The following is a 21,395-nucleotide window of genomic DNA, read 5'->3' as shown; positions in this document are numbered from 1 at the left end:
GCGTTTTATCTTAATCTCAATCCATCTCCCTTTTTCTCTCTAATATTTATGTACATTCAAGCTTATATTGGCTCGTTGGCTGTATTGGCCGCAGCCTTAATTTGGGGCACAACAGGCACAGCGGCTGCGTATGCGCCGAACTTAAGCCCTTTAGCCATTGGCGCATTTGCCATGGGTTTTGGTGGCCTATTACAAGCATTCATTGCCAAGCGATCTATCCAAAAATATTGGCGCAACATATTGCAACAACGATTTTTATTAGGCGCTGGCGTATTATCTGTGGCAGTTTATCCTTTAGCGTTCTATTCATCCATGCATTATGCAGGCATTACGATTGGCACTGTAATTTCAATCGGCACAGCGCCGATATTTTCTGCATTACTGGAAAGATTCTTTAATCACCAATCATTATCCATTCGCTGGGTGATTAGCTTTGTTTTAGGGATTCTCGGTGTTGCACTGTTAACATTCAGTGATAATCATGCAAGCAATACAACTGATACTGTCACTGCTTTAAATAAGCCTTTGGGCATTATTTTAGGCTTAGTTGCAGGTGCAACCTACAGTACATATTCATGGGCAGCGAAGCAATTCATCAACCAAGGTTTCGATGCTAAAGCTGCCATGGGCAACATTTTCGGATTAGCTGCATTTATCTTAATTCCCTCACTATTTTGGACAGCACAAAACTTATTCGATGAAGCGCGTAATCTCTACGTTGTGATTTATATGGCAGCCATTCCAATGTTTTTAGGTTATGTACTATTTGGTTATGGCTTAAAAACTGTCTCTGCAAGCTATGCCACAACATTAACGCTTTTTGAGCCTGTTGTTGCGGCATTCTTTGCTGCAATTCTAATTGGTGAAAAAATCGCAATGTTAGGTTGGGTTGGCATTGTGATGATATTTGCATGTTTACTGATATTGTCTTCCAAAAGAAATTAAAAATTTACCCAAACAAAAAGCGCTCAGATGAGCGCTTTTTTATGACATAAATCATGCGAAATTAATCACACTTTGTTGTACCTGTACGATGATTAATCGCGCCATTTTCAATTAACAACTGCTGCATTTCTTTATAATCACGCAAGCAAGCATAACTCAATGCACTCTGATTATAAGAGATACGTTTAGGATCTTGAATCGTTGTCACTTTATTCAAATCTACACCTTGAGAAATCAAATACTTCACAACATCCATACGATTATTACTTGCTGCAACCATTACCAATGTTTCGCCATCATCTTCATAAGAAACATCATTGATGTCATAACCATATTTCAATAACTCTCTTAATTTTTTAACGATATTCGCATTTTTACCCAATGCTGCTGATTTTAAAGCATGATAAACATCGCCTTTATCTGTTGCCCAAAGATTAGCATTTTTAGATAACAAATAGTCCACCATATCTTCATAACCAATGAATGCTGCCCAACCCAATGCTGTTTGATTCAAGCTACCAACATCTTTAACTTCGATGATTTGCCCAGCATCCACCATTTGTTTGACTGTTTCTAAATCACCTTGTTTCACAGCATCAAACCATGCTGCATCAGGACCTTCTGATGGCTTTGCATAGAAGTTACGATGTGGCAATTTATTATCATTCGCTAGATCAGTCATTTCTGCATAATCTAAACGAAACTGTTGATAACCTTCTGGATTATTTTCATTTAAAGTTTTTGCTTGAGCAAAAGTGAATAAACCTAAAAGTGTGGTTGTTAATAATGCGGTTTTTAATTTCATATCTTTTCCTTTATTATTCAATAGGTAAACTTAAAAGCTTTATAAAATAGTATGCAATAAATAAAGTTTTGTCGATCATTAAATCAGCATCATCCTTTATCATTATTGGAACAATAAAAAAGACCACCCTAATGGATGGTCTTTGTTAGAAATACTATGAAAATGTCAATCAATTCTTACTTCTGAGCTTTAATCTTCAACACTTGTGGTTCCACCATTAAGTTGCGTAATTCTGGAATGTACATATCTTCCAAAATTGTCACAGGCATTTGATATTTACCAGGCACTTGTGCTTCTAAGATATAAGCAAAACGATATTCCTGCCCTGCTTGTAAATTAAATGCCGCAACATAACGATCAAAACGATATTCTTCATTTTCCAACACAGAACGTGTTAATTCAGTCAGATTATATTGCTCATAGAATGTATCCACATCATCCGTTAACAAGTTTGGATTCACCAATGTAAAGCCCGTTGGAATATAATCCACTAACAATGCATTAGGTAAACTCTTCTCAGATTTGATAGTGAGATAAACCACAAAACGATCACCAACATCCAATGTATCAACATCGCCAATCCAATAATCCTTATTAAAATCTGTATTAAATTTGCGAGAATCTACAGCGTGTTTTGGATAGCCAGAGATTTGATATTCATAGAATAGATCCTCATTCGCTTTAATAGATTGAATATCATTAATCAACATCGGCTGATTCGTTAATACATTCTTCTGTTGATTATTCAAGCTCATGCTCACTTTGGTTTGATCTGCTGGTGCTTCCATGCCGATTTTAATCAATGCATAGCGTTCTTGTGTACTGAAATATTCTTTATGGTTCAAGGCATCCATCAAATCAATGTTTAACTTCTGAGCCAATCCACCATCTGTCAATAAACCACGTGCTGCCATTTGGTTCAATACATCAATGGATAATGCCAAAGCTGAAACTCTTGTTTGATAAGTACCAAAACCACGCTGCCAATCAGTGAAATTCAAGTTCGCCAAATACTGTCTTGCTGCTTTTTGGTCACTTAGAATCAAGTTGGAACCCGCTAAATAAACACGACTTAATGGGCTAATGATTTGATCAAATTGCTCCATAAATGCGATATCAGCACTGAAAATTTGGCCTTCTCTTGCCAAGAGCCAAATGCCATAACTCAAGTTATTCAAGTTATCTTCACTCAAATAATATGAACCTGAATTAGTATGTGTCTTATACGTTTCAGTTAAACGACTTTTCACATATTCAAAGCCTTTTTTCAAGTTTTCTTGTGGCACTAAAGTTGGATCTTGTTTCGCTAATTGTGTTAAGAAATCCAATGCATAAACAGAAGATGGGAAGTAGCTTTCACCTGATGACCAGAATGCGAAACCACCATCAGAACGTTGGCGATCCAATAAACGTTTTACAGTATCTCGCATCATTTCTTGTTCCCAAGCTGTATATTCAAGCGTTGGTGAAACATCATGATTCATCTCTTTATTTTTCAAATAATCTGTATAAACAGCCTTTTTCTGAGCGTTCAATAACTGATTAGATTTGAATAACCAAGGGAATGCACGACTTGTTGTTTGTTCAGTACATCCATAAGGATAGCTGAATAATCCATCTGTGTAAGACAATACATTGATGAAAGGATGACGAGAAACTGTGAAGTTTTCAGTGAATCCTTCCTCATAATTTGTTCTACTGGATGGTTGTTGCCACGTTTTACCTTCATTCAACAAATTACGAACATATTCTGTTGTTTTCACAGAAACAGGATCTGTGCCAATGCGATAAGTGCGTTTTGCTTGGTAATCCTTAGAATCAATCGACAACTCAACTTCTGCAAAGTTTGTAAAAGTTGGCAACGAAATTGGTACTAAACGATAAGTACCTTCCCCATCTTCTAATGGCACTGTTTCATCCAATTTCACATCAAACTGCTGGCTGGAAATGGTAACTTTAACATCATCATTTTTACCGCTCATATTGTGTAATGATAAAGACAAGTTTGTATCATCGCCCACGCGTACAAATTTTGGTGTGATTACATCCGCAACGATTGGTGCACGAATAGTCATTTGCTGATCAAATTCGCCCACGCGCTCTTTCGAGAATACTTTCACCACAACTTTTGCTTCACCATTGAAATCAGGTAAATCAAATGTCACTTCGCCACGACCTTTATCATCTAAAGCAATCAAGCTACTCATCAATGATACAGTTTTCATTTCTGTCATATTGTCGCCAACAGAATCATCGCCTTGAACTTCACCATCGCCACCAAATTTTGGCACCAACATTGAATAAGCGCCGCGTTTGAATAAACGATTGTAGTAATCAATGATATCAATTTGGTATTTACGATGTTTAAAGAACGCATCAAAAATCGACTCACTTGCGACAGGAATCATGTTCAAAATACCTTGATCTGTAACACTTACAGTTGCATATAATTGCTCTTTGCTAGAAGCATTTGGTACTTCAATTTTTACAGTTGTTTTACGATCTGGTAATGCAACCGCATCAAATGATAATTTTGGCTCTAATTTACGGTCCAAACGATTCAAATGAATTGGCACTAAACCTAAAGAACGAACCACTTCATCTTGCTTAGTTTTTGATAACAGTAAACCTGATAAATATAAGTCATGACGATTCCAATTTTTTTCCATTGGAATGGAAATGCTATTTTTACCTTGTTTTACATCGAGATTTTTAGAATATAAAAGCTCAGAACCTTCCATCATCAACGTTAAATTACCAGCAAATGGTGCATCAATCGTTAATTTAATGGTTTCGCCAGTTGTATATGTTGCTTTATCTGTTGTTAATGCCAATGCATTTGGCTTCACTGCTGGCAATTGGCCTGAAGGCGTATTATTCCAAGCTGCACTGAATGGATATTCAGTTACCATGCCAGACGATAAATCTTCCACTTCTAAAATGTAATTACCCCAACTATTTGGCGACATTGAATATTCCACAACATCACGGCTAGTTTTAATCACTTTTTGTTCACGGATTTGATACTTATAGTTTTCATGACAATCCCAACCTGAGTTTGGATTATAAACCCAAGTACAAGCATCATCTTTATAACGCAATGTTAGCTTTAATTCCGCATTGCCTAAGTTGCCAGCCATATTTGCAGTAAAGATTTCAAATTGAGCATTAGAACCATAGCTTAAATCATCTTTGCCAAACATTGGACGAATTACTGGCACAGGCTGTGTTGGCCAGAAGCTTGTATTAAAGCTACGAGAAATTCCACTTGTGCCGCCATCCATCACGGTGACATCTGCTTTTAAACCTAATACCGCAGAAATATTTTTCGCCAATGGACCTTCTAAACCTAAATACAAAGGATGCTCAGCATGACCTTCACTATTCAATTGCTGATCATATTTAATCTCATCAGGTATAAATTCTGATGGAAAAGAAGTTTTACCCACAAACCAATCTTTATGTGCTGCAAATGGTGTACGATTTACAGTTAATTTACCTTGTACGGTGTAATCATTGTTCTTCGCAGGTGCACCAAATAGATAACGACTATCCACTTTCAAGCCAACGGAATCCTTCATATCATAGTTATCTTTCACACCTGATAATGTTAATTCCATACGTTCTGGCATAAATTCTTCAATGAATAAAGTTAATTCGCCATTAGGTTTTGCAGATGTTGCATCAGTACGAGCTTCTACGCGCCAACGACCAGTTTTATCATCTGAATTTGTATAAACATAAGTGCTATAAAAACCTTCAGCTGTCGCTTCTAATGTATTTTCATACACAACTTTATTTTCAGGATTAATCAATTTGATATTGATTGGTTGTTGTGGCAATGCTTTACCATCTTGATCACGCAAAATGATATTTACAGGCACGGATTCACCAGGACGATACAATTCACGATTACTGTAAACGTAAGCCACTTGCTCACTGTAAACCTTACCATCAACAGCGAAATCATTAAGATCTAATGCGATTTCTTTCAATGGCAATACTGAAACTTCAGGGCCATATTTCGCTACAACGATATCATCGCGGGATAACTTTTGTTGAATCTCACAGATACCTTCATCAAACATACAGAGATCTTCGGTGATCTTTAACTGGCCTTTATCATTGCGCCAAACTTCAACAACTGCGCCATCTACAGGTTTGCCTGATGAGAAATAGTTACCCACGATCACAGTTTCATTAGGATATAAACGTGCATGCAAGCCCATATCTGTAATGAACAAAATGCGTGTATCCAATGTGCGATCAATTTGTCCTGCTGGGCTAACAGTTACGATGTAAGCACCTGATTTAATATTCTTATCCACAGGTACATTGTGGAAAGATTTCGTTTCACGTGGAACGTTATTAGGAATCTTGTAACGGAAAATTCCTTCTGCTNCTGATGAGAAATAGTTACCCACGATCACAGTTTCATTAGGATATAAACGTGCATGCAAGCCCATATCTGTAATGAACAAAATGCGTGTATCCAATGTGCGATCAATTTGTCCTGCTGGGCTAACAGTTACGATGTAAGCACCTGATTTAATATTCTTATCCACAGGTACATTGTGGAAAGATTTCGTTTCACGTGGAACGTTATTAGGAATCTTGTAACGGAAAATTCCTTCTGCTGTCATCTCTTTCACAGCACGATTCAGATCCCAACGATCAATGTTTGAGCCAATGTAATATTGGTCTAAAAACTTGGGCAAATTATCAATTTTGAAGTATTCAACATCCACTTCATCTGTGCCAATCATTTCTAATGGCAAAGTGCCTTGTGTTAACGGCATCACAGGCCCACGACCAACGATTTTTACTGCTTCTGAATCTTCACCAATGTACATATATTCATTGTATTCAGAATTATTTTTATCTTTAAAATCACCTGAACGCACTAAGTAATCACCAGAACCCACAGGATAATAAGATAAACGATAGCCATCTTTACTCAAATGCCATTTGCCTTGAGTATCAGGTTTTCTTTGCCAATCTTCATAATCGTATTTTTCGACTTTGAATAAGTTTTGTAATTGGTCTGTTTTGAATACTTGTGGTGAATCAAAAAATACAGTGATCGTTTCTTGATCATTGAATTTTGCTAAGTTGATGGATTCCACTTGAGCATAGGCAAACATGGGGAGCATGGATAGCGAAGCCGCAAGTAAAGATTTTCTGAAAAGTTTCATTAATATCTTCCTATGGCGTTATAAAATTGTGTAATTATCGCATATAGTTGCTTATTTATTATGCCATTGAATGATAAACATTATATATTCTATATAAAAATTCAATGATCAATATAATATTGATATATATCATTTTATTTTTATCAAAATAAAATAAAAATATAGTTATCCACAAAACAGGCAGTTTACCCATAAATATTTCTTATAAGGCAGAGAGAAACTCTTAATTAGCCAGCATCTCTTTCCTTGATTAGAATTTATTCATGATTTTAAGCATTCACTTCACTAAGGAGAAATAATAAATGAGTAAAACTATTTTAACGAGCGCAAGCGGCGCACCAATTGCAGATAACCAAAACTCCATTACAGCAGGCAGCCGTGGTCCTGTTTCATTAGAAGATTATCATTTGGTTGAAAAATTAGCTCACTTCAACCGCGAGAACATTCCTGAACGTCGTGTTCATGCAAAAGGTGGTGGTGCACATGGTATTTTCACTGTAACTGGCAATGTAACAAAATATTCTCATGCAGCGTTCTTATCAGAAATCGGTAAAGAAACGCCAATGTTTGTGCGTTTCTCAACTGTTGGTGGTGAACGTGGTTCTGCTGATACTGCCCGTGATCCTCGTGGTTTTGCTGTAAAATTTTATACAAAAGAAGGTAACTTTGACGTTGTAGGTAATAACACACCAGTATTCTTCATTCGTGATGCAATCAAATTCCCTGATTTTATTCACACACAAAAACGTGATCCTCGCACAAACTTAAAATCACCACGTGCAATGTGGGATTTTTGGTCGTTGTCTCCTGAATCATTACATCAAGTTACTATATTATTCTCTGATCGTGGTATTCCAGATGGTTTCCGTCATATGCATGGTTATGGTAGCCACACTTATAGCTTAGTGAATAAAGATGGTGTTCGTACTTGGATCAAATGGCACTTTAGAACAAAACAAGGCATTAAAAACATTCATCCTAAATTGGCTGAAGAATTAGGCGGTACAAATCCTGATTATGCACAAGATGACTTGTATCATGCAATTGAATCTGGCAACTATCCAAAATGGGGTGTTTACATTCAAGTGATGAATGAGGAGGAGGCTGCAAACCGTGCTGAAAATCCTTTTGATGTGACAAAAGTTTGGTCACAAAAAGAATATCCGTTGATTGAAGTAGGGGAATTTGTATTAAACCGTAATCCTGATAACTACTTTGCAGATGTTGAGCAAGTGGCAATGTCACCGAGCAATATCATTCCAGGTACAGGTTTATCACCAGATCGTATGTTACAAGGTCGTGTATTTGCTTATGCGGATGCTCAGCGTTATCGTATTGGCACAAACTATCAGCAATTACCTGTGAATGTACCAAAATGCCCGTACCATAATTATCAACGTGATGGATCTATGCGTTTTGATGGCAACCAAGGTAGTGCGCCAAACTATGAGCCAAATAGCTTTGACAATGCACCAAAACAAACCAATGAGAAAGCACCTGCTTACAACAAAGGCCAAGATGGTGCAGTTTATCAATATGATCATCGTGAAGATTCGGATTATTATAGCCAAGCAGGGGATTTATTCCGCTTGATGAATGATGAACAAAAACAATTATTGATTGATAACTTAGTCGATGCAATGACAGGTATTGATGAATATATTCAACGTAGACAAATTGAGCATTTCTTGAAAGCGGATCCAGCTTATGGCGAAGGCGTTGCTAAAGGTTTGGGATTGAAGCTCTAAGCTAGTAAGTTTTAAATAGCAGATAAGAAAAAACCTGATCATTTGATCAGGTTTTTTGTACTTGAGTTAAGAATTTAATAAAGTTTGGATACTAAGGCGAAACGGTTTTTTCGTACCTGATCCACCAGGATTAGGCTTATCTGGATCTCCTGAGCTTGAACGTTTTATTTCTTCACATTCTGCTTTTCCATCGATACCACTGACACAATAAACACCCGAATTATCCTCACTCATCTCATATGAGCTATTTTCGCTATTAACAACACCTTCTGAAGTTACTTTATCTTTATCTTTCTGATCAACCAACTCCGTTTGGGTATCTTTATCTAAATCTGAAAGCGCTGAAGAATTATTACCTTCTGGGGCATTCAAAATATTATCCCCCGTTAAAACGCCTTGGGCTGTTCCTGTTAAGCCTTTGTTAACAAGGCTAATACCAGAAGAGTGCCCACCTGTTCTTGTTTTAAATGATAATATCTTACCATATGCCAAGTCTGAAACACATGGATCAATACTTGCATCAACTGTTAACTCACCTTCTCGTTCACGAATTGCCCATGTAGAAAAAACAACAGCGTCATGATAAGCATCATATTGTGGATCACGTATTACACGTTCACCTGAACCAACATCACCAACATCACTACCATATGCACCTTTAGAGCCTTTTATACCATCATTATCTGATGCTAAGACCATATACCAACCATTTTCGTTCTGATCTCCTTGATCATTCGCACCATTTGTTGGTGTTTGTAACTCTAATTCATATTTATCCAATACTTCATAATTAGGTTTTTTAGCCCCACTATAGTTAACAACCCCTTTCTTTAAGCTGTTAACTGTTAACAAAGGGCTCAAGGATTTATTTTTCTCACTTACGAATTTGGTAGCATTAGCATTAAATTTCCCAGGAATATCCGTAATACCATACAAACCATGTGTTACCAATGAATGATCCCCTCGATCTAACTCGAGGCTTGCTGCTAGCCCTGTTCCAAAAAAGATACGATATAAATTTGAATTCTTAGCTCTCACAACCAAAGGCTTAACAGAAATAGCAGATTGCCCAAAATTAGTTTTTGGTGCTTTAAATAAAGCTGTCACTTTTGCTGTTGAAGATGCAAAGTCACCATTAACAAACTCCACTTTATACAAAGTACCTGAATAATCACCAACATATAAACGGTCAATTTTTTGCCCCATCAAACCATCTGAGCTCACAATAATAGATGGTGTTGCTGCCCCCATACCCTTAGGATCCAAAATAATTTCATGCAACTTTTTACCTGTATAAGCATCAATAAAATATAAAACTGACTTATCAGTCCCAAATCCATTACCAAATACAGCTACAGCCTGTGCTTTTTCAATCGTATCATGACCAGGAACATTGCTACGTTCTGCAATACGATTAAAAAATTCAAATCCAGAGTATGTATAACCTAAATCTTCAAAACCTTTGGTATTATTTGTGATTTCAAATAAAGGTGTCACTTTGTGATAAATTTCATCTTCTTTTGGGCCACTTTTTTTCTTACCAGATTTCACCCAATTTTGTACAGATGTTACACTATCAGAGTAAATACGGTAACCAACAAGTCCTCTACCACCACCGCCCATAGCAGTTAGCCCCAGTGTTGCATATAAATGCCCATTATCTTTACCTCCATCTTGAAATACTTGTGCGTCTACAAGATTAGTACGCCCATCCATCACCAATGTTTCGGTACGTAATGCACCAGCAATCTCTTGAAAACGCGGCACCAACATTTGAGGAAAATATGCAGTATCACGATGCCCTCCTTTATGCAGACCTGTTAAACCCCGTTGCGCATTAATAAAACTAATAAAGCCATCATTGTCCCCCACAATTAATAGATTCTTAGGCTGATGACGGGCTTTATATAACAACCATTGATTCAAACCGGAACTTAGGCTCCTACCCATCATTTTTTCACTAACATTAATACTCAAAATATCTTTATTAACAGTTGTGATATCAGAATTTGTGATACTACCCAATGGATTTAATCGCCCACGTAAACCATCCAAGTTTTCAGTTTTCTTAAAGTTGGTCAACCAATCCATATGATTAACCTCAAAAGATTTATCAATAGCATGAAACTGCTTATAACCGATATTATCTTTCTTCGCAGCTAACTCAACTAAATTCAATCCTGGCTTTGTATCTGACAATGTTACATAGCGCCCTTGAGTAGGTGTTATAGATTTATCAGTGCTCCATAATTCATATGTAGAAACGACAGCCTCTCCCTTATCTTTGGGATTTTTAGGGTCTTTCTTTGAAGTATCATATGAGCTAATATAAGGCACTATTGCACGCACACTACCAAAATTTTGTCTAAAATCATAAATAGTGTCATAACGAATTGTGCCTAGCGATTTCAGATCAACATTGCCATTTGCATCTATCTTAGGGGTGCCCTCCAATATATCTGAATGGATACGGTCATTCATAGATAATGTACTACTGGTACTTAAAATAATTGATGAGAAAATAGTATCAAAAGCTAATAATAAATCTTCGGCTGACCCTTGCCCTTGCGCAAACCCTAAATTCATGCCACCTGTAGCTTTTGTTAATTCAGTATAAAATGTTGCTTTAGGGTTAATCTGTAAACTTACTGTATGCATATTAATAGGCATTGGCAATGAAAGTTCATCATTCCAAGGTTTACCGGCATCATCAAGTAATTTTTCGTTACAGTTTTGTCCAGTAGCATCACAAACCGGCTTTCGTGCATAACGTAAATCAGTATCTGCAGCAATTTTACCTAGTGCTGCACCTCTAGAACCCAAACTTATAGTATCAGACAAATTTACATCACCATATTCATAACCTCTATTAGAGTTTACAAGACCAAAAGTTTTATAATCATTTACCCCTATACCATAAGCTGTTTCACCATTTGGATCACCATCCGTCATCACAACTAAATGATTCTGCTGACAACGATAACGTAAAGGGGTATCCAATTGAGCATATTTATAAAAATCAGAATATGTGCCGTTATTATGATAAATTCTATCTCGGCTACCGCTTGTACCACTATACGATACAGGTTGCCCACGAAACATTTTTATTGTTTCATAGATTGAAGGTCTTACTGGCGTACCACCACTTGCACGTATTAAACCGTTTGTATAATTTGTTAATACTGACATATCATCTTTCGAATAGTCGGCCAATTTCAATCGAACAACGCCACCTTGACGAGCGCTGCCTCTTCCATCTTTACCTGGTTGATTTAAAAGTGAAATACCTAAATATGCTTTATCGTTATACTTTTTAATTAAAGACTCAACAGTATATTCCAGTGCCTGAACACGTGTAACATTCTGCCCTTGCAACTTTACATCTCTTGCCCCCATTGACCCAGAATCATCCAATACCATATGGATATTTGGCTTAGCACGAGGTGTACTAAATACAGGCTCAGGAGAAGGTTTAAATACTTTAGCAGTATCTGCTTGCACGAATGATAGCCCAAGCACTGGAAGCGCTAAAACTAACATTTTGTATAATATTTTACGATCTTTCACTATATATATCTCTCACAACTAAATTATCATCTATATTACTTTGCATTATACCGCCAATAACATTAATTTATCCTAATGCAAATAAAGGTTTACTATAAATTTCTTTTATAAAAAGATTAGGTTTTATGATAAACCTTGCAATTATCAGGAATAATCAGCTAAATAGATAAATGATTTAATAATAAAAAAGATGGTTTTATGACTTATGTCTAAAAATAATAATGTAGAAATTATTATTGAAGTAATTTTCACTTAATATTTCTATCCATAATTTAAAATTTCTAGATATAATTATAGTACACACATTCATTTTCTGTGCTTTTTTAGGCAGTTTTTTGCTATTCTTGCCAAATTTTATTTAAAAAATGATGACGAAGCGCTGATGTCAATGCATAGCGTTGAGGATCTTTTTTATAAAAATCCTGATGATAATCTTCAGCCACATAAAATTCTTGTGCAGGTTCAATGGTTACCACAATATCAGCATTAAATTTACCACTCAGCTGTAATGCTCTCTTGCTTTCTTCAGCCTGTTGTTTCTGTTCTTCTGACGTATAAAAAATCACAGGGCGATAAGTATCACCACGATCTTGAAATTGCCCCAAAGCATCGGTTGGATCCACTTGTTGCCAGTAAATCTCTAGCAATGTTTTGTAATCAATTAATTCAGGATTAAATAGAATCTCAACTGCTTCTGTATGGCCTGTTTGCCCACTGCAAACATCTCGATACGTTGGGTTTTCTGTTGTACCGCCTGTATAACCAGATAAAACACTTTCTATGCCTGATAACTCATCAAATGGATGAACCATACACCAAAAACATCCACCTGCAAAAATTGCACGTTCCATCATATTTGACTCCTTATTAATTGATAATGCTCATATATATTATAGTGTGAATATTTCATAATTATTACAGTGAAACTTCATACGTTGTATATTTACCGATATAATCACCACACAATATTTATCCAAAAGTACCCCCATGCATCGTATTTTTAAGAAATTTCTCAAATATTCAGCCTACACTGTTGTTGCAGGATCAATCTCTATTATGGGAGCTTTTGGTATATTTAATTATCTGAATCCATTAGTGATTCCTAAAATTGAGCCATCCACTGTCGTTGTGGATAGAGATGGGCAAATCTTAAGGCAATTTTCTGATCATGATGGTATTTTCCGCCACTGGGTCGAATTAAAAGAGATTAATCCTTTATATCTCAATGCTCTCATTAATTATGAAGATCGCTATTTTTACCAACATTTTGGTGTGAATCCACTTGCAACCATTCGTGCCTTTGGGCAATTTATCACCCATCGTAAAGTCATTTCTGGTAGCTCTACATTAACGATGCAAGTGGCACGTTTACTGTATCCTCATGAACGAACAATGTTGGGCAAAACAGAGCAAATGTTCCGTGCCATTCAACTAGAAATGGCATTAACTAAAGAAGAAATTCTCACTTTATATGTAAATATTGCACCAATGGGCGGGAATATCGAAGGTGTACAAACTGCAAGTTGGCGCTATTTTTCCAAAGATGCTAATAGTTTGAACATTGCAGAAAGTGCTTTATTAGTAGCTTTACCACAGCGCCCAAGTATTTATCGCCCCGACCAATCATTAGAAAAAGCTAAAACTGCACGCAATAAAGTATTAGACCGATTAGATGAATTTGATCATCTCTCTGCTGAAGATGTAAAGCGCTACAAACAAGAGCCTGTGAACTATCGACCATCTAAAACACAATTTTCAGCGCCATTGCTCTCAGAAGAGCTTCATAAACAACAACCTGATCAACATATTATTCATACAACCATTGATGCTAATTTACAGAAAAAACTTGAGCGATTTATTAAAAATCAAAGTCAAACATGGCCTGAAAAGATTTCATCTGCCGTATTGATTGTGAATAATCATGACCATCAAGTATATGCATATATAGGTTCTTCTGATCTATTTGATCGTGATCGTTTTGGTTATGTAGATATCGTCAGAGCCATTCGTTCGCCAGGTTCCACCCTCAAACCTTTTGCTTATGGTATGGCGATGGATTATGGCATCATTCATGAAGCAAGTTTACTCACAGATGTGAAACGTGGCTTTGATGGTTATTTCCCTAAAAACTTTGATGACCAATTTCGTGGTGCAGTGCCAATGTTCAAAGCATTGCAAACATCTTTAAATGTGCCTGTCGTACAAGTATTTCAACATTTAACGCCGCATTATTTTGTCAAAAAACTAAGAGATGCCAATATTGAATTACATGTGGCTGAGCCAACTTTAAGTATCATCTTAGGTGGCGTTGGTATTTCTTTATGGGAACAAGTACGATTATTCTCGAGTTTATCCACAGAAGGTAGAGTTTATCCAATCACCACAACGCCAAAAGCAATAACGAGTGGCAAACCCATCCTATCACCAGAATCTGCATGGATTACCCATAAAATTCTAAGCCAAGTGCGACCTGCTAACCGCTTCAACCCTAGAAAGATTGCATGGAAAACAGGTACCAGTTATGGCTATCGTGATGGTTGGGCAATTGGCACAACGCCTGATTGGACTGTTGGCGTATGGATTGGCCGACCTGATGGCGTGCCAAATGTTGGTGCATTAGCCAATCGTTATGCAACGCCCATGCTCTTTGATATTTTTAATTATTTACCAAAAGATAAAACCACTCTAACTAAACCTTACGGGATTCAAACTGCAACAATTTGTTGGCCAAGTGGTCGGAAAATTACCGAAGTGCCGATTGAATCATGCTTAGAACGCTATGATATTGATACGATTGATGGCAAAACACCACCAACGTTATACGATGCTTCTGGAGAAATGCCACATTCTGGCTGGCCAAAACTATTAAACATTGAAGATGTGACAATGCAATCTGTACAAATCCTCACATTGCAAAATGAGAGTATTATTTTCAAAAGCCCATATACAATTCAGTTAAACGCTCAAGGCAATGCACCATTTCGTTGGTATTTGGATGGACAGTTACTTGAGAATCCTGAACTGGATATTCAATCATTAAAAATAGGCATTCATACGTTGAGCGTGCAAGATTCCCTACAGAAAGTCGATAAAGTTTCATTTGAAATTAGAGAGTAATCTCTTTATATCCAAAAAGCTTTGATTGAATATTATGGGTTAATCATTTATTCTATGGAAAAATTAGCCTTCGTATTGGAACATGCTGCGGAACATCCAAATTGACCAAGATCGGCTAATTTTGCTCAATTTGATGAGTAAATAGTGCTAAATATTGCACCTTCAATATCTAAATTTTTATAGTATTGAACTAAAATTAATACGCTACACTCCGCATTTAGCGTAAACTCCCCAAACATTTAGTTAATTATGTAGGTTATTGCATCTATGGACGAACTATCCATTCAAATTCGTGAAGCCCGATCAGGCGATGTTGAACATCTGCCAGAGATTGAGCGATCAGCTGCTCAGATCTTTAAACAAGATAAAGATTTGGCATGGTTAGCTGACGATGATGTTCAACCAACATCATTGCACCAAAACTATATCCAATCACGAAATAGCTGGGTTGCTGTGCATGATGATATTCCTGTGGGATTCATCAATGGCGTGGAATACAACAAAACATTCCACATTTGTGAATTATCAGTGACAGAAGCATGGCAAAGCCAAGGCGTTGGCCGTGCATTATTGAATGCTGTTGAACAAATCATGCGTGATCGTGGGATTGCAACGATTACATTGACCACATTTAAAGATGTGCCTTGGAATGCTCCTTTTTATGAGAAACAGGGTTATGTAACATTAGAAGAAGGTGATTTATCCATCTTCTTAATGGATATTCTGGATGAAGAGGCAGAAGCAGGATTGGATCCACATAGCCGATGCGCTATGCAAAAAACACTCTAATCAAAAAGCCCTGAAAATCAGGGCTTTTTCTTATGTAAAATTTAATCTTCTTTTAAAACTAAAAGATCAACTCGGATGAATGCCAATAACAAATGAGTTAAAGCGGGATAAACATCGTACTTGAGCTTCTGCTTTTGGCTTGCAGCGACAAAATCTGGCAACCAAGATAACAATCCATTGGTTAGAAACAGCGCTTGCTCTGCATTGATTCGTGAGTGTTCTGAGAAATTAATTTCTGTTTGAATCCAATGCGCCATTAATTCTAAATAAACAGCTAAGTGATCTGCGGGTTCTTTAAACTCAGAAGAAACTGATAGCTTATTTTCTGATAAAAACTCTCTCATTTTGGTTTCGATATCACCATACAATTTACCATCTTCTAAATAAAAAGATGCATAAGGCAATGCTGAAACTTTATCATCTAACAAAAAGTGCTGAGCAAAATCGGCAGATAGCTCTAAAACTGCATCTGGATCTTTCAACAAAGTAGCCATAGCTTTTTGAAAATGAGTACATTCAGATGCTAAACCAATTTGGTCAAATAGCTCATATAAACCATTCAATCCTTCTGATTGATAGCAATCTAATTGTGCTTGCGTTTGCTCTAATGCAAACCATGCGCTGAACCATTGGTAAATAGCAGCTCGCTGTTCATTCACAGCGAGCCATTCTTCTTGTTTCATCATACAATTGGATCCACTTCTATTGGCCCACCAAAAGATGTCACAGCTGGTGCTGGCCCTTCATATTTACGAATATCCACAATACAAGTATTCGCACTTGTGGCTTGCGCCAAATCCGATGTGCCTACATCCATTGTGACAGTATTCGGATCACCATAAGTATCCACAGAACCAATTTCTTCATTCAATGGCCCATACCAAGCACCTTCGAAGATTCTTAATACACCTTTCGGGAAATTTGGTGAAATATTCGCCCCTGCAATCAATGAACCACGATCATTAAAAACTAAAACAACATCACCATGTTTGATGCCTTTTGCTTTAGCATCATCTTCATTCATATAAACAGGTTCACGCCCCGCGATTGAATATTTTTCCCGAGCACTATCCACTTCACACATTTGTGAATGCAAGCGTGAATCAGGATGCGGTGATTGTAACCAGAATGGGTATTTATCTGATTTTGGCCCTCCATGAGAACGTTCAGCTTTTTCGATCCAAATCGGATGCCCTTTACAATTTTCATAGTCATAACTTGCGATCTTACGGCTGAAAATTTCGATAAAGCCTGATGGCGTACCCAATGCATTCACTTCAGGATCTTCTCGGAAATCTGCATGGCGTGTCCACAATGGTCCCTCTGGAAATAATACATAACCTTCTTCCCAGAATGTTGCAAACTCAGGCATTTCAAAGCCTGAAGCTTTATTAGCATCTCGGCATTCGTTATAGAGTTTTTCAAGCCACTCCATTTCTGTTAAGCCTTGACGGTACTCTTCTTCACGGCCTAAACGCTTCGCAAATTGTGCCCAAATTTCTAAATCTGGTTTGGAATGATACAAAGGATCCACCAATTTATGCATCGCGATCACACCACGATTGCTATATGTTCCATAAATATCTAAGTCATTGCGCTCATATGGCGTACAAGCAGGCAATACAATATCTGCAAAGCGACAAGATGCTGTCCAGTTATAATCCGTATAAACAATTGTTTCGAGCTTTTGATAAGCACGCTTCATTTTATTGCGATCTTGCTGACGATGCCATTGATTCGCGCCAGAGAACATTGCCATTTTGTATGGTGGTAATTTTACTGTAGAGCCATTGTAATTGATCTCTTTTCCTGGCTCTAATAGTGCATCCACAACGCGTGCAACAGGAATGATTGCAGAATAACCTTGATAATCAGGTTGATCGTATTTAGCTTTACGACCAAAATCAAGCGCCAACGGGAATGCTCCCGGCATAGATGCGCCCGACGTTGGTACACCAACAGAACAATAATGATGCGAATAACTAATTCCGCCACCTGGCAAACCAATTTGCCCAATCATTGTCGCTAAAACTGCGCCCATCCAATAAGGTTGTTCACCATGTTGCTGGCGCTGTGTTGCCCAACCAAAAATTAATTGAGTACGACCTTTAGTGAATAACCTTGCTAATTCACGAATGCGATCAGCTTTGACACCACAGATTGGTTCAGCCCATTCTGGAGTTTTCTCAATGTTATCAATCGTTTTACCCATCAAATAAGGTTCAAATTGATCAAAGCCCACAGAATAAGTCGCTAAGAACTCTTTATCATGTAGATTTTCTTTCACCATTGTATGAGCAATCGCGAGCATTAATGCTACATCCGTGAGTGGATTAACATATTGCTGTTCACAATTTAAAAAATTCTGGGTTTTGCTTTTCACAGGATCCACAGAAATAACTTGAATTTCGCCTTTCGCAATTTTATCTCTCAATTGCTCGTAATATGCATAAGCTTCATGGGTTTCAGTATTCCAACCCACTTGAAGATTCTTAATCGGATCATTGCCCCAGAAAACAATCACATCACTGTTATCAAGAATTAAAGGCCAAGATGTTCCTTGTGAATAAACTTCTGTAGAACCTAAAACATATGGCAGAATTGTTTGCCCTGCACCTGTTGAATAATCACCTGCCGTTGTTACACCAGAACCATGCATTGCTAAAGCACGTAACATATTATTACCACAACTATGCAACTGTCCAACTGAGCGCCAACCAACGTTACCTATATGCAATGCCCAAGCACCATGTTGTGTTTGAATGCGCTCTAATTCGTTATACACCAAATCCAAAGCTTGATCCCAAGTCACACGCACAAAGCGATTATCGCCACGTTGCGTTGTATCACTTTTATAACCATTCTTGAACCAGTCCAAACGCACCATTGGATAACGCACACGTGATGAGTTATAGACAAGCCCAGGGATGTTATAGATCATATCTGTCGGATGCTGATCAAATTCAAAAGGCTTTACTTCTAATAATTTATCACCTGCAATTTTGGCTCTAAAAGCGCCCCAATGAGCACCTGAGAATTTCCATTTCACTAAATTGTGAACATTATCACCTGTTGAGCCTTTTAAAATATTCTGTCCTAAGGCAACGCTTGGAATTAATGTTGCAGCTGATGCCAAACCTAAAGCTTTCAAGAAGCCACGGCGTGATTGATTTGTATTCATAAATATATCTCCTCTAGCAACAATAGATTAATGACGCTTGTCGCTATCAAAGTCTGATGAATGGAACTGTAAATATTTGAGCACTAATTTTTGGGTATCATTGTCCATATTAGTGAAGCCAACCATGCCGCTGAAAATACCTGGCCATGTATTGGTATCAAAATGATCTACTGCTGGTGGTCTATGACATACACTACAGCTTGTATTGAAGCTTGCTTTTGCAACATCCCACAAGCCATCACTCGATGATGTTAAATCACCTTTTTTCACCCAAACATCAGTTTTTACATGTTCCCAACCTAATCCTGTTAATGGATCTTCTTTCGTATCCATCACGGTGAAATTATCTTTATTCTGTGCAAATTCTTTCTCAAATACTGCACTCACAACATTTAATCCAAATTTTTCATACCAAACTCGACTGAAACCTTTGCTCTTGCGCCATAAAGATAACTCAACCTTGTCTGCATCTTTTGTGGTTTCTAAAACTTTAACAGCTGTTGCGACTTCCAATGTACCAATGCGCTCTTTCATGGCTGAATCTGCATAAATTGGCTGTGCTAATACGTTATAACCTACTTGGTTCACACCAATTTTTTCATTTTTCGCAGAAGCAATTAATTTTGTCAATTCTGGGCTCTTCTGCTGTTTAATTTCAGGTAATTTATGAGCGATTCCTTTATGACATTCAATACATGGCGTATTCAATTGTGCAGCATTTTTCATCTGCATTTGCGCCATGATGCTCATCTTGTCAAAATCCATCTGATTATAATCATGACAAGCACGGCATTCCTTAGACCCATTCGCTGTTAAACGTTTCCATTCTCGTTGCGCTAGCACTAAACGTTTCTCTTCAAATTTTTCTTTCGTATCAATATCACCCATGATGTGAGACAACACTTCACGTCTTGCCTGCATTTTACGAGCAATTTTATCTGTACAATTATGTGGTACATNCGGCTTGCCTGCATTTTACGAGCAATTTTATCTGTAAAATTATGTGGTACATGGCAATCAGCACAATAAGCACGAACACCTGTACGGTTTTTCCAGTGAACTGTTTCTTGTAGTTCAGCTTCGTTATGGGACATTGTGTGGCAACTCACGCAAAATTGCTCTGAGTTGGTATATTCCATGCCTGTGTTGAAAGCCTGCCAAAACAGCAAACCTGCCAAGAAACCACCTGTGACTAAAATACCCAATCCAATCGTCATGGATGGCTTGAGAAATAGGTTTTTTAATTGTATTAATATTTTCTTTATAAACTGCATATTATAATTCCCTCAATTATAATTTATTACTCTTATGTTTTATTAATGCTTAATGAGGTGGCCCCCAGAAAAGGAGCTGCATAAACCAGATAATAAAGCCATAAGCACATATTAATAAAATTGCGGTAATGGGCAATCCAATGAAACCTAGCACTAAAAAATTACGCCAATCTTTTTTCTTCTCTGACGTGGAAACTTTACTTGTCATAATCATCTCCTTACTCTAATTTTATGATTTATATAAGAATAGATGATTAGAGTCTAACACGCTGAGCATTGCCTGTCTTATTTGATGGACATCAATTTGTAATGAATTGTAATATAAAACAGTTTTTTCTTATAATAACAACCCATTAATTAATTGGATAAATTAATAATCGTGCATTATTTAAATTAATGATTATGTTGCTGATCTGAGAAAATTACATATTCTCGACCTAAAGATTCATATTGGTAGGATTTACCCCAAGGATTAATGATTAAATCCTTTGATAAATAAGGCCCACCCCAATGATCAAGATTTGGATTTTCTATGAGGCTTTGTAAACCTTGCTCTGTTGTTGGATATTCGCCGATATCTTTATAATAAAGGTTCAAAGCACCTTCAATGGAGCGAATATCCTGTTTAACAGCCACCAATTTACTATCATCATCAAATCCTAAAAATTTCTGCCCTAAAATCGTAATCACGATTGCCACAATGACAGAAATGATCATCAACTCCACAAGAGATAATGATCGAGAATATAATGCGCTTAATGGCTGTTTAATCAT

14 protein-coding genes are annotated in these 21,395 nt (G+C 37.1%); 4 read left to right on the top strand and 10 right to left on the bottom strand.

Annotated elements, in window-relative coordinates; translation table 11 throughout:
- Positions 1-48: 48 nt before the first annotated feature.
- Positions 49-945: a DMT family transporter gene (locus BZK16_RS07535; protein WP_077928284.1), complete on the top strand. Its 897-nt coding sequence runs from the start codon at positions 49-51 to the stop codon at positions 943-945.
- Positions 946-1,006: 61 nt separating this feature from the next.
- Here BZK16_RS07535 and BZK16_RS07530 read toward each other — a convergent pair whose 3' ends face one another.
- Both BZK16_RS07530 and BZK16_RS07525 read right to left on the bottom strand, forming a co-directional pair.
- Positions 1,007-1,750 (bottom strand): ankyrin repeat domain-containing protein, encoded by a 744-nt coding sequence (locus BZK16_RS07530; RefSeq protein ID WP_077928283.1) that lies wholly within the window; start codon positions 1,748-1,750, stop codon positions 1,007-1,009.
- A gap of 176 nt (positions 1,751-1,926) precedes the next feature.
- Positions 1,927-5,838 carry an alpha-2-macroglobulin family protein gene (locus BZK16_RS07525; protein WP_456300688.1) on the bottom strand — a complete coding sequence of 1,304 codons (3,912 nt, stop codon included), beginning with the start codon at positions 5,836-5,838 and terminating at the stop codon, positions 1,927-1,929.
- 1,409 nt (positions 5,839-7,247) lie between these two features.
- Between BZK16_RS07525 and BZK16_RS07520 the strand changes: the two genes are divergently transcribed.
- Positions 7,248-8,693: a catalase gene (locus BZK16_RS07520; RefSeq protein ID WP_077928282.1), complete on the top strand. Its 1,446-nt coding sequence runs from the start codon at positions 7,248-7,250 to the stop codon at positions 8,691-8,693.
- A 66-nt stretch (positions 8,694-8,759) separates the two neighbouring features.
- Here BZK16_RS07520 and BZK16_RS07515 read toward each other — a convergent pair whose 3' ends face one another.
- Both BZK16_RS07515 and msrA read right to left on the bottom strand, forming a co-directional pair.
- Complete coding sequence (locus BZK16_RS07515; protein WP_077928281.1) at positions 8,760-12,260, bottom strand: hypothetical protein; 3,501 nt, start codon at positions 12,258-12,260, stop codon at positions 8,760-8,762.
- 338 nt (positions 12,261-12,598) lie between these two features.
- A complete protein-coding gene (gene msrA / locus BZK16_RS07510; RefSeq protein ID WP_077928352.1) occupies positions 12,599-13,111 on the bottom strand; it encodes a peptide-methionine (S)-S-oxide reductase MsrA in 513 nt (170 codons plus the stop codon).
- A gap of 136 nt (positions 13,112-13,247) precedes the next feature.
- On the opposite strand from msrA, the gene pbpC reads away from it, so the two are divergent.
- On the top strand, positions 13,248-15,377 hold the full coding sequence (gene pbpC / locus BZK16_RS07505; RefSeq protein WP_077928280.1) for a penicillin-binding protein 1C: 2,130 nt from the start codon (positions 13,248-13,250) through the stop codon (positions 15,375-15,377).
- Positions 15,378-15,644: 267 nt separating this feature from the next.
- Entirely contained in the window at positions 15,645-16,166 is a 522-nt protein-coding gene (locus tag BZK16_RS07500; RefSeq protein WP_077928279.1) for a GNAT family N-acetyltransferase, read from the top strand.
- 41 nt (positions 16,167-16,207) lie between these two features.
- On the opposite strand, the gene torD is transcribed toward BZK16_RS07500, so the two are convergent.
- The 6 genes from torD to BZK16_RS07475 all read right to left on the bottom strand — a co-directional run bounded on the left by torD (position 16,208) and on the right by BZK16_RS07475 (position 21,395).
- Complete coding sequence (gene torD / locus BZK16_RS07495) at positions 16,208-16,852, bottom strand: molecular chaperone TorD (RefSeq protein WP_077928278.1); 645 nt, start codon at positions 16,850-16,852, stop codon at positions 16,208-16,210.
- Positions 16,849-19,347: a trimethylamine-N-oxide reductase TorA gene (gene torA, locus BZK16_RS07490; protein WP_077928277.1), complete on the bottom strand. Its 2,499-nt coding sequence runs from the start codon at positions 19,345-19,347 to the stop codon at positions 16,849-16,851. Before torA ends, torD begins: the two co-directional genes overlap by 4 nt.
- A gap of 27 nt (positions 19,348-19,374) precedes the next feature.
- Positions 19,375-20,268, bottom strand: a complete 894-nt coding sequence (locus tag BZK16_RS07485; protein ID WP_332881385.1) for a NapC/NirT family cytochrome c — start codon at positions 20,266-20,268, stop codon at positions 19,375-19,377.
- Positions 20,190-20,564, bottom strand: coding sequence for a NapC/NirT family cytochrome c (locus BZK16_RS14765; protein WP_456300687.1), 375 nt, complete (start codon positions 20,562-20,564; stop codon positions 20,190-20,192). The genes BZK16_RS07485 and BZK16_RS14765 overlap by 79 nt, the downstream gene beginning before the upstream one ends.
- A gap of 106 nt (positions 20,565-20,670) precedes the next feature.
- On the bottom strand, positions 20,671-20,829 hold the full coding sequence (locus BZK16_RS07480) for a periplasmic nitrate reductase, NapE protein (RefSeq protein ID WP_233145226.1): 159 nt from the start codon (positions 20,827-20,829) through the stop codon (positions 20,671-20,673).
- 185 nt (positions 20,830-21,014) lie between these two features.
- A complete protein-coding gene (locus tag BZK16_RS07475) occupies positions 21,015-21,395 on the bottom strand; it encodes a type II secretion system protein GspG (protein ID WP_077928275.1) in 381 nt (126 codons plus the stop codon).

It is taken from the genome of Wohlfahrtiimonas populi (assembly GCF_002006795.1).
Classification (GTDB): domain Bacteria; phylum Pseudomonadota; class Gammaproteobacteria; order Cardiobacteriales; family Wohlfahrtiimonadaceae; genus Wohlfahrtiimonas; species Wohlfahrtiimonas populi.
Note: the sequence above shows the minus strand (reverse complement) of the source record. Positions and strands in the feature narration are given on the sequence as shown.

Excerpts from the sequence above, each read along its gene's own strand:
- BZK16_RS07535 (WP_077928284.1), top strand. The coding sequence starts at position 49 with ATGTACATTCAAGCTTATATTGGCTCGTTGGCTGTATTGGCCGCAGCC.
- BZK16_RS07530 (WP_077928283.1), bottom strand. The coding sequence starts at position 1,750 with ATGAAATTAAAAACCGCATTATTAACAACCACACTTTTAGGTTTATTC.
- BZK16_RS07525 (WP_456300688.1), bottom strand. The coding sequence starts at position 5,838 with ATGTTTGATGAAGGTATCTGTGAGATTCAACAAAAGTTATCCCGCGAT.
- BZK16_RS07520 (WP_077928282.1), top strand. The coding sequence starts at position 7,248 with ATGAGTAAAACTATTTTAACGAGCGCAAGCGGCGCACCAATTGCAGAT.
- msrA (WP_077928352.1), bottom strand. The coding sequence starts at position 13,111 with ATGGAACGTGCAATTTTTGCAGGTGGATGTTTTTGGTGTATGGTTCAT.
- pbpC (WP_077928280.1), top strand. The coding sequence starts at position 13,248 with ATGCATCGTATTTTTAAGAAATTTCTCAAATATTCAGCCTACACTGTT.
- BZK16_RS07500 (WP_077928279.1), top strand. The coding sequence starts at position 15,645 with ATGGACGAACTATCCATTCAAATTCGTGAAGCCCGATCAGGCGATGTT.
- torD (WP_077928278.1), bottom strand. The coding sequence starts at position 16,852 with ATGATGAAACAAGAAGAATGGCTCGCTGTGAATGAACAGCGAGCTGCT.
- torA (WP_077928277.1), bottom strand. The coding sequence starts at position 19,347 with ATGAATACAAATCAATCACGCCGTGGCTTCTTGAAAGCTTTAGGTTTG.
- BZK16_RS07485 (WP_332881385.1), bottom strand. The coding sequence starts at position 20,268 with ATGCAGGCAAGACGTGAAGTGTTGTCTCACATCATGGGTGATATTGAT.
- BZK16_RS07480 (WP_233145226.1), bottom strand. The coding sequence starts at position 20,829 with ATGACAAGTAAAGTTTCCACGTCAGAGAAGAAAAAAGATTGGCGTAAT.
- BZK16_RS07475 (WP_077928275.1), bottom strand. The coding sequence starts at position 21,395 with ATGATTAAACAGCCATTAAGCGCATTATATTCTCGATCATTATCTCTT.